Origin of the sequence: Streptomyces sp. NPDC006283 (assembly GCF_040613325.1) — a bacterium.
Classification (GTDB): domain Bacteria; phylum Actinomycetota; class Actinomycetes; order Streptomycetales; family Streptomycetaceae; genus Streptomyces.
This window is the reverse complement of the sequence record NZ_JBEXRZ010000266.1, coordinates 1-9,104: the sequence shown is the minus strand read 5'-3', so window position 1 is coordinate 9,104 and position 9,104 is coordinate 1. Positions and strand designations below refer to the sequence as shown.

The following is a 9,104-nucleotide window of genomic DNA, read 5'->3' as shown; positions in this document are numbered from 1 at the left end:
GACCGCTCGACGGGCTCCGCTTTGAGGGGTCAGGTCCACCGGGCGCGGCGGACGCTCTGGTCGCGGAGCATCTGCGGCTGCTCGGCGCCCGGCATGACGGCGGTTCGGGAGGGCGGTTCACCGTCACCGGGCGCGACGTGGGCGAGGTGATTGCTGGCACCACCTGGGGCGAGACGGCAACCGACGAGGCCACCGCGCAGGCAGCCACCGGCATCATGGCGGTGCACGGCCGACGCGACGGCACCCCGCGCGGCCTCGCCGTCGACTACGCCGCCACCGCCACCGGTGTCCTCGCCGTGCAGGGCCTGCTGGCCGGGCTGCTGGCGGGGGTACGCGGGGGCGGGAGCATCGCGCAGGTGGAGGTGAGTGCCGAGCGGGCCGGTCTGCTGACGGTCTCGCAGTACCTGGCCGCCGCCGGGGCCGAGGAAGGCGAGGCCGCCGAACTCGGCGCGGGCGGACCGCCGTTCACCTCCATCGACGGTACGGTCTTCGAGTTGGAGACGCTGGACCCGGTGGTGTGGGCGGCGTTCTGGCGTGCCCTCGACGCTCCCGAAGAGGCGATACGCCGGGGCTGGCGGCCCTTCCAGTTCCGCTACGCCACCGCCTGTGCGCCCTTCCCGGAGACGCTGCACAAGGCGGTGCGGGCCAGCCTCTGGCAGCGAATACGGGACGCCGCCGCCTCATCCGGCGCGGATGTGTGCCCGCTGCGCTCACTCGGCGACAGGGCGGCCGAGTACGACGGGGCCCCGCCGTGGCAGCTGACCCCGTACGCGGCCACGTACGCCGCTGCACGAGTGCCCGACGGTCTGCCCCTCGCGGGATTCACCGTCCTGGAAGCCGGTCGTCGTATCCAGGCCCCGCTCGCCGCCCACGTGCTGGGCCTGCTGGGCGCGGAGGTGATCCGGATCGAACCGCCGGGCGGTGACCCGTTGCGCGGTATGCCGCCCGCCTGTTCGGGTATCTCGGCGCGGTGGCTGGCGCTGAACCGGGGCAAGAAGGCCGTCGAGGTGGACATCAAGTCCCCCTCCGACCGGGAGCGGCTGCGCGAGATGGCCGCCGACGCCGATGTGTTCCTGCACAACTGGGCGCCGGGCAAGGCCGCCGAGCTCGGACTCGACCACGAGGACCTGGCCGCGGCCAACCGCGCCCTCGTCTACGCGTACACCAGCGGCTGGGCGGGCCGGCTGGCCGACGCCCCCATGGGCACCGACTTCATGGTCCAGGCCCGTACCGGAGTGGGTGAGGCCGTACGGCCCGCCGAAGAACCCCCCGCACCGTCCCTGATGACCCTGCTCGACGTCCTCGGCGGACTGCTCGGAGCCGAGGCCGTCCTGGCGGGACTGCTGCTGCGCGAGCGCACCGGCCACGGGGTCCGCGTGGACTCGTCCCTGCTCGGCGCCGCCGACGTCCTCACCGCCCCCGCCCGGGCCCGGGCCGCGCAGGGACTCGACCCGCGCCAGCCTGCCGGTTTCCGCCGCCCGCTGCGCACCGCCGACGGCTGGATCGCCCTCCCGGACCACTCCGCGATCCCCTACAACCTGAGCGAACTGTCCACGGACCAAGCGCTGGAGCGGATGCGCGACCGCGGCCTTGCCGCCGTCCCCGTCGTCACCGACCTCGCCGATCTCCTCTCTGCCGGCCCGATCAGCCGCGACGCCCACGGCGCGCCCGCCGTCCCGACTCCCTGGAGCTTCGCATGACCGTGAAACTGCACGACCTGCTGCCCGCCGAGCTGCGCCGCTCCTGGGCCCTCGACGGCACCTGCCCCGACCTCGATCTGTACAGCCTTTTCCGCTCCCGTCAGATCGCCGACCTGCACCGCACCGCCATCCTCGACGCCAAGGGCAAACTCTGTTACACCGCTCTCGACCGCAAGGTGCGATGTCTGGCCGCCGGGCTGTCCGGACTCGGCATACGCGCCGGTGACGTGGTGGGCATACAACTGCCCAACGGACGCAACGCTGTCATCGCCGATCTCGCCCTGGCCGCGCTGGGTGCCATCGCGCTGCCCTTCCCGGTCGGCCGGGGCGAGAGCGAGGCGGCCTCGCTGCTACGTAGAGCGGAGGCGGTCGCCGTCATCGCGGCCACGGAGCACCGCGGCAACCACCACGCCGCCGGCCTGCTCACGCTGACCGGTGAGCTGCCCGCGCTTCGCACCGTGATCGCCGCCGGGCCCGGTTCGGCCCCCGATGGCACCGTCGCCTTCTCGACGCTGCTTCGCACGGACCCGAAGTCCTTCACCCCCGTCCGTCCTGCCCCGGACGCCGCCGCTCGCATCCTGGTCTCCTCCGGCTCCGAAGCCGAGCCGAAGATGGTGGCGTACTCGCACAATGCCCTGGCCGGCGGCCGCGGCAACTTTCTCGCCTCCCTCATCCCGGACGACCAGCCGCCGCGCTGCCTCTTCCTTGTCCCGCTGGCCTCCGCGTTCGGCAGCAACGGCACCGCCGTCACCCTCGCCCGGCACGGCGGCACGCTGGTTCTACTGGACCATTTCACGCCCGAGGCGGCGCTGGACGCGCTCGCCGAGCACGAGCCCACCCACGTCCTGGGCGTGCCGACCATGATCCGGATGATGCTGGACCGGATCGCGGAGGGCCACCCTCCCGCGTTCACTTCGCCGACGGCGGTCATCGTCGGCGGCTCACCGCTCGACGAGGCCACCGCCGAGGAAGCCCGCCGGGTCTTCGGTTGCCCGGTCGTGAACCTCTACGGCTCGGCCGATGGCGTCAACTGCCACACCGGGCTGGGCGACAAACCCCTGCGCGGGGAGGGGCCGGGCATCCTCGCGGGCCAGCCGGACCCGCGCGTCGCCGACATACGTATCGCCGTCCCCGGCACCCTGGAACTGCAGGAGGCACCGAAGGGCTCGGTCGGCGAGGTCGTCGCCCGCGGCCCTATGACCCCCCTGTGCTACGTCGCCGCCCCCGAACTCGACGCCCGCTACCGCACCGCCGACGGCTGGGTACGCACTGGCGACCTCGGCCTCATTGAGGAGGACGGCACCCTGCGGATCGTCGGGCGCCTGAAGGACGTCGTCATCCGGGGCGGAGCCAACATCAGCTCGGCCGAGGTGGAGATCGAACTCGCCGCGCATCCGCTCGTCCGGGACGTGGTGTGTGTCGGTGTGCCGGATCCGCTGATGGGCGAGCGGCTCGCGGCCTGCATCGTGCCGCGGGGTGAGGCGCCCACGCTGGAGGCACTGTGCGCACACTTGGACGCACGTGGCCTGGAGCGGCGCAAGCACCCCGAACGGCTGCTTGTCGTCACCGAGTTGCCGCTGACGCCGGCGGGCAAGCCGGACCGGGCGCTGCTGCGTGAGCGGTGCACCGAGCAGGAGCCGGAGTCCCTCGCCCAGGCCATCTGACCCGTACGTGAGCGGGGCCGCCGGGAGTCTCCCGGCGGCCCCGCACTCGTATCAGGACGAACCCTTGGTCAAGAGGTCAAGAGGTCAAGAGGCCATCGCCTTCGTGATCGTGTCCGCCGCGTTCTTATAGACCGCCAGCAGGTCCAGGTCCGTGCCCGGATAGTTGACGATCTCCACCTGCTTCGCCCCCGAGTCGGGCAGCACCTCGCCGGTCGTCATATGCACGTTGTCGAAGACGTACGCGGGCTTCTTCTTCGCCAGGTCGGACAGCTGCTTGGCGGTCACGGCCTCAGGACCGTACGTGCCCACCACCTGCGCACCCGTCATCTTCGCCGACCACACGGAAAAGACCTGCGCGACGACCGCCGGGGCCTTGCCGCCCGGCCACGCGGCCTTCAGCTCCTTCTGCAGCGTGCCGTACTCACTCTTGAAGGAGCTGTCCCACTTCGCGGCGGCATCCTCGGTCCCGAACAGCTTGCCCAGGCGCGAGACCTCGGCGCTCGCCTTGTCGGCGTCGTTGTCGAGATTGACCTCGACCAGCTTCGCGTCCGACCCGGCGGCCTCCTTGATCTTCGCCGCGTATGGCTCGAAGGGCGCGTAGAGCACGAAGTCGGCGCCCGCGACCGCCGCGAGGTCGGACGGCTTGGGGTCGTAGTCCGGGGCGTGCTGCGCGGACGACGGGACGATGACCTTCACCTCCTTCGCGCCGGCGGCCTTGGCCAAGGCGCCCTCCCAGGTGGTGGTGGCCACGACGACAGGAGCATCGCCGTTCTTCTTCCCACTCGTGCGCGTGTCGGCGCTGTCGGCCTTGCCGGAACCGCAGGCGGTGGCGGTCAGGACGAGCGCCGTGCTCAGGCTCAGTGCGAGGACGGAAGGGACACGGGCGATGCGGACGCGGATGCGCGCCATGAGCTGATTCTCCGTTCGGGAATGAGATGGACGGCCAGGACCACAACGCCGGCCGTCAGGACGAGCACGGGCCCGGGCGGCCAGTCGAGCTTCAGCGCGACGAGGAACCCGGTGAGGTTCACGACGACGCCAATGCCGACCGCCCAGGCGGTGATGGACTTCAGGGAGGTGCCCAGCCGCCGCGCGGCCAGCGCGGGCAGCAGGGTCAGCGCGTCGACGAGCAGCGCACCGGTCAGTTTGATGGCCCCGGCCACGGACACCGCGACCAGGACGAGGAGCAGGAGCGTGAGCAGGTCGACGCGCACCCCGGCCGAGAGGGCGAGTTCACGGTCGTAGAGCAGGAGGGCGAGGTCGCGGCGGCGCCACCAGAACAGGGCCGGTACGACGACGGCGAGCACGCCGAGCAGCCACAGGTCGACCGTGCCCACGGACAGGATCGAGCCCCACAGCAGCGCGAACGTGCCCTGTGCATTGACGCCGGAGACGGCCAGGAGCAGCAGCGCGGCGGCGATCGCCAGACTCATCAACAAACCCATCGCACCGGACAGGCCATCCGGCGTGCGGGCGAGGGGCGCGACCCCGGCCCCGGCCAGCGCGCAGGCGACGAGCGCGCACAGCATGGGGTCCAGGCCGGTCAGCAGCCCGAACGCGATGCCCAGCAGGGCTACGTGCATCATCGCGAACCGCACCGGCATGATGTCGAGCCCGACGATGACGACGCCGATCACGGGCAGGCCGATCGCCGCCAACAGCAGAGCCGCGCCGGCCCGTTGGACGGGTATAAGCTGGAGGAGCGGGCCGAGGTCGGCGGCGGCGAGGCTATTCACCGGACCTCCCTCAGCCGGCCGGCGGCCATCTCCAGTACCCGGTCGCAGCGGTCGGCCAGCGCCCGGTCGTGCGTGACGACCACGACGGTCACCGGCAGGGACAGCAGGACGTCGGCGGCTTCTTCCTGTCCGGCGAAGTCGAGGGCGGCCGTGGGCTCGTCTGCCAGGAGCACGCCGGCTCCGGCGGCGACGCAGCCGACCGCACGGGCCAGATACATGCGCTGCAACTGGCCCCCGGACAGCGTGTGCAGCGGCCGTCGGGTCAACGCCCCGACGCCCAGCTTCTCCGCTGCCTCCACGGCTTCCGCCTGTGCCCCGCTGCTGGCCAGCAGCTCGTATGCCAGCAGTGGGAAACGGCCCACCGCGGGCTTCTGCGGAATCCAGGCACACGCCCGACGCCGCCACGCCCACTCGGCCGCCGAACTCGTGCCCCGGCCCCCGACCAGGATCTGCCCGCCGGCCCGGCGGTGCAGGCCCAGCACCGCGCGGATCAGCGTGGTCTTGCCCGACCCGTTGGTGCCGGTCAGCGCCACCCGCTCGCCCGCCCCGATGTCGAGATCCACACCGCGTACGGCCTCGACGCGGCCGTGCCGGCAGGCGACTTCACGCATCCGCACATCCAGACCGTCCATCCCACCTCCTGCTCGTTCCCCGAAAGGAGTCGGAGGAGGAGGCCCGTGAGTTCCCGACGAACAGGCGAATTCGCGAAGTCTTGCGGCACGTGGCGGCACCGTCACCGTGACCGGCAGCGCGGTCGACGACGCAACGGCGCGTCCGCTGCCGGGGGATGGGCGGCGCGGTAGGTCTTGGTGACCTGGGCGGTGGCGTAGGTGAGGGAGACCGCGACGTCCTCGGCGTCGATCTCGACGGTGGTGCGGCGGACGCCTTCCTTGTCGTCAAAGGTGCGCTGCCGCAGCCGCCCCGTAACGATCACACGGGTGCCCCGGGACAGGGACTGTGTCGCGTTCTCGCCTGTCTGCCGCCAGAGCGAGCAGCGCAGGAACAGCGGTTCCCCGTCGGCCCATTCACCGCGGTCGCGGTTGTACGTCCTGGGTTTGAGGCGACCGTGAAGGACGCGACTGGCAGGCCGGAGGCGGTGTGTCGCAACGCCACATCCGCGGTGAGGTTGCCGACCATCGAGCCCGGTTCGGCGGGTGGCACGATGACCCCATGAGCCAGGATCAGGATGACGCTCGGGGGACGCTGGAGGAGGCGGCCGAAGGCCTGCGTGCGGCGGAACGCTCGGTGCGTGAGGCCCGTCGGCGGCTGAGTGCGGCCATCGTGGCCGCGTACCGCTCGGGCGAATCCGTCCCCGTGATCGCCTCCCGTGCAGGTGAAGAGCCGTACCTGGTCCGGAACTTGCTGGCTGCTGCCGGTATCTCGGGCCGCTCCTGAGCCCCACGTCGGTGGACTGCGCCATCGGTCAGGTGTGAGCAGGATGCGTTTGTGCAGCAGGTCCGGCTTCGCGCGGCCGAACGTGACGAGCAGACCGTCGCTGCGTGGAGGGAGGCGACCTGGGCGGAGGTAAAAGCACCAGGGCGGCCTGCAACGGACCCGGTCCTGACCGAGCAGGGCGTGGTCGCCTGCCGTCAGGCGCAGGGCCCGGATTCTGTGCTGGCCATCACGTTCCTCGGCGCCGCCCCCCCCAACTCGGGCGAGACCCGCCTCGGCGGCGGCGTCTGCGTCGGCGACGACGGGGGGGTGTCGGTCATGACACGGCCACGCCGCGGCTGTGGCAGCTCGGGGGCGAGGATGAGGCCGGCGCCCGCGATGAGCTGGTCGCGAGACGTCGAGGGCGCGGCGCCGCTCGTTGAGCCGGCGACCCGCTTTGCTCGCGCTTCGCCGCTGAACGACCTGAACGACGAGCAGATCCAAAAGCTCCTGGGCGAGATCGCCCCCAAGGTGAAGGAGCTGATGGAGGGAGTCACCCTCGCGATCGACTACTACAAGGAAGGCGGCTACGGCCGCCAGCCGTGGAACCGGATCTGCGACGGGCTCGCGCACGAGGCGATGAACCTGACGATGGCGCTGTCCGCTACCGCCCACCTGTACCTGGCCCGGGACTGCGAGCGGGCCGTACGGGAGGCAACGGGCATCACACCGCGGGAGGGCGGGATGTGCGAGGCGCTCCAGCAGCAGGTCGACAAGGACCTGCTGATGTCCGTGCTCACCGTCGGCCGGCGGACCATGGTCGCGAGCCCGACGAGTGGCCGCACGAGCTCCCGGCCGCGGTGCTCGGCGCGGTGCGCAGCTCGAAGCAGATCAAGGCCGACCCGACCATGGCGACCTGCGTGATTGAGAGCCACCCCTGGTCATGCGTGGACCCCGGCGGCCGACCGCCGGGGTCCACGGCTTTCGGTGCGAGTCAGTCGAGGTCGACGAGCGGCGGGAGGGTCCGCAGGGCCTCGGGCAGCTCGTTGATGCCGCGCTGGAGGTACCAGCCGCGGGCCCAGCGCAGCACGGCACACGGCCCAGGCGCCACTCGTCGGCGAACTGGCTGAGGAAGTCGACGCAGAAGTCCTCGCGCAGGCCACGAGGGTGTCGTCCTGCGGCCACTCGCTCATGGACAGGCCGTCCTTCTCCGGGGTGCCGAGGTCGAGGGCGTCGGCGAGGATCGCGCCGGCGGCCCGGCTGGTGCCGCCGCCGTTGTAGCCCCAGCCGTCGCCGCCGAGCTCGTCCTCGTCCTTCGCCTTCAGCTCGCGCAGCACGGTCACGTTCTGGCGCTCGGTGGGGCCGGGCTTGGGCCTCTCGACCAGGAGCCGGGCGGGCTGCCACTCGTCCTCGTCGCCTCCGGCTCCCTGGATGCCGTGGTACGTACGGTCCTCGTACGCCATCGTCGTTCCCTCCCGTTGATCGTCACGGCGAATCGCTCCCACCCTGCCGGAGCCGGGCCTGCGCCGACAGGGTGTCGCTGGTCAGGCCGCTGGCGTGAACAGTTCGAGCAGGCGTTCCTTCTGCCGGGGCCCGAGGCCCTGGACGCGGCGGCTCTCGGAGATTTCGAGGTCGTCCAGGAGCTGGGCGGCGCGGACCTTGCCGATGCCGGGCAGCGACTCCAGCAGGCGGCGGACGAACACCTTGCCGACCACGGAGTCCTCGCGAGCGAGCACATCCTTCAAGGAGACCTTGCCGTCCTTGAGCTGGGCGAGGATCTCGCCGCGTTCCCTGCGGACGGCGGCGGCCTTCTTCAGTGCCTCGGCGCGGGCCTCGGCGGTCAGTGTGGGCAGTACCATCGGGGACCTCTTCTCGTGCGGTGTTGCGGCGGCCATCATCACCCTGTCACGTAGTGGTAGACCAGCGTGTTTACGGATTCTGTCCTCGGACCGAACTGCACCGGCTGCTCGTCGACGTCGCGGACGAACAGGTCCTCCCACTGAGCCGGGTCCGTGGTCGTCACCAGCCGCCCCCTTCTTCTCGTCCGAGCACCTGCGCCGAACCGGTGGCCGCGACCACCGCCTCACGCGATCATGGCAGCGTCCGCCGCCTTTCAGGGAGGAATCCGTCCATGTCGAACAAGGCTCCGCCGGCTCGCGCCCGGCACGGACCCGCGACCAAGGTCGCCCAGGACCTGAAGAAGAAGTACGACTCCGGTACGAGCATCTGGGCCCTGGCCGAGGAGAAGGGCCGCTCCTATGGCGGCGTGCACCGCCTGCTCGCGGATGCCGGGGTCACCTTCCGTTCCCGGGGCGGAGACCGGGGCAGCGCCGATTCCTGACCGTGGCGACCGGGTCAGCGGTGGTGGTCGAGGAAGACGCGGGCGCGTGCGCGGCCCTGCCCACCGAGATCGGCTCTCCGCAATGTCCTCGCGAAGATCAGTAAGGACGACCAGGAGGCGGTGCGTGCCGAGTTCTGGGCCTGCTTCGACATCGACGACGACAAGCTCAAGAACATCGAGACTGGTCAGCGGCTCGTCGAGGCCGTTGGCATTGAGGGCGATCCCGGCGGAGTTGGCGCCCTGGCGGCCGATCTGCCCCGCCTCCACCTGCATGATCAGCGTGGGCTTCGGC

The 9,104-nt window shown here is 71.4% G+C and carries 12 protein-coding genes; 5 read left to right on the top strand and 7 right to left on the bottom strand.

All coding sequences use genetic code 11. From position 1 onward, the window contains the following. Positions 1 to 1,700: CoA transferase (locus ABZ070_RS32980; protein WP_356639323.1), on the top strand; the 1,700-nt coding region annotated here is incomplete at its 5' end. Further along, a complete protein-coding gene (locus ABZ070_RS32975) occupies positions 1,697 to 3,364 on the top strand; it encodes a class I adenylate-forming enzyme family protein (protein WP_356639321.1) in 1,668 nt (555 codons plus the stop codon). The genes ABZ070_RS32980 and ABZ070_RS32975, both read left to right, overlap by 4 nt. 84 nt (positions 3,365 to 3,448) lie before the next feature. On the opposite strand, the gene ABZ070_RS32970 is transcribed toward ABZ070_RS32975, so the two are convergent. The 4 genes from ABZ070_RS32970 to ABZ070_RS32955 all read right to left on the bottom strand — a co-directional run bounded on the left by ABZ070_RS32970 (position 3,449) and on the right by ABZ070_RS32955 (position 6,100). Beyond that, positions 3,449 to 4,273: a zinc ABC transporter substrate-binding protein gene (locus ABZ070_RS32970; RefSeq protein WP_356639319.1), complete on the bottom strand. Its 825-nt coding sequence runs from the start codon at positions 4,271 to 4,273 to the stop codon at positions 3,449 to 3,451. Beyond that, positions 4,222 to 5,100: a metal ABC transporter permease gene (locus ABZ070_RS32965; RefSeq protein WP_356639317.1), complete on the bottom strand. Its 879-nt coding sequence runs from the start codon at positions 5,098 to 5,100 to the stop codon at positions 4,222 to 4,224. The genes ABZ070_RS32970 and ABZ070_RS32965 overlap by 52 nt, the downstream gene beginning before the upstream one ends. Beyond that, positions 5,097 to 5,732 (bottom strand): ATP-binding cassette domain-containing protein, encoded by a 636-nt coding sequence (locus tag ABZ070_RS32960; protein ID WP_356639315.1) that lies wholly within the window; start codon positions 5,730 to 5,732, stop codon positions 5,097 to 5,099. The genes ABZ070_RS32965 and ABZ070_RS32960 overlap by 4 nt, the downstream gene beginning before the upstream one ends. Positions 5,733 to 5,833: 101 nt before the next feature. Further along, the gene (locus tag ABZ070_RS32955) at positions 5,834 to 6,100 is read right to left on the bottom strand and encodes a single-stranded DNA-binding protein (RefSeq protein WP_356639325.1); all 267 of its coding nucleotides are present in this window, start codon (positions 6,098 to 6,100) and stop codon (positions 5,834 to 5,836) included. Positions 6,101 to 6,270: 170 nt separating this feature from the next. Here ABZ070_RS32955 and ABZ070_RS32950 point away from each other — a divergent pair, with 170 nt between their 5' ends. Further along, positions 6,271 to 6,495: a hypothetical protein gene (locus ABZ070_RS32950; RefSeq protein WP_356639327.1), complete on the top strand. Its 225-nt coding sequence runs from the start codon at positions 6,271 to 6,273 to the stop codon at positions 6,493 to 6,495. A 375-nt stretch (positions 6,496 to 6,870) separates the two neighbouring features. Continuing rightward, positions 6,871 to 7,395, top strand: coding sequence for a hypothetical protein (locus ABZ070_RS32945; protein WP_356639313.1), 525 nt, complete (start codon positions 6,871 to 6,873; stop codon positions 7,393 to 7,395). Positions 7,396 to 7,412: 17 nt separating this feature from the next. Here the strand turns inward: ABZ070_RS32945 and ABZ070_RS32940 are convergent, their stop codons facing one another. The 3 genes from ABZ070_RS32940 to ABZ070_RS32930 all read right to left on the bottom strand — a co-directional run bounded on the left by ABZ070_RS32940 (position 7,413) and on the right by ABZ070_RS32930 (position 8,494). Then, the gene (locus tag ABZ070_RS32940; protein ID WP_356639311.1) at positions 7,413 to 7,934 is read right to left on the bottom strand and encodes a hypothetical protein; all 522 of its coding nucleotides are present in this window, start codon (positions 7,932 to 7,934) and stop codon (positions 7,413 to 7,415) included. Positions 7,935 to 8,015: 81 nt separating this feature from the next. Then, on the bottom strand, positions 8,016 to 8,330 hold the full coding sequence (mihF, locus tag ABZ070_RS32935) for an integration host factor, actinobacterial type (protein ID WP_356639309.1): 315 nt from the start codon (positions 8,328 to 8,330) through the stop codon (positions 8,016 to 8,018). 38 nt (positions 8,331 to 8,368) lie between these two features. After that, complete coding sequence (locus ABZ070_RS32930) at positions 8,369 to 8,494, bottom strand: hypothetical protein (protein ID WP_356639307.1); 126 nt, start codon at positions 8,492 to 8,494, stop codon at positions 8,369 to 8,371. A gap of 108 nt (positions 8,495 to 8,602) precedes the next feature. Between ABZ070_RS32930 and ABZ070_RS32925 the strand changes: the two genes are divergently transcribed. After that, positions 8,603 to 8,812 (top strand): helix-turn-helix domain-containing protein, encoded by a 210-nt coding sequence (locus tag ABZ070_RS32925; protein WP_356639306.1) that lies wholly within the window; start codon positions 8,603 to 8,605, stop codon positions 8,810 to 8,812. Positions 8,813 to 9,104 lie beyond the last annotated feature (292 nt).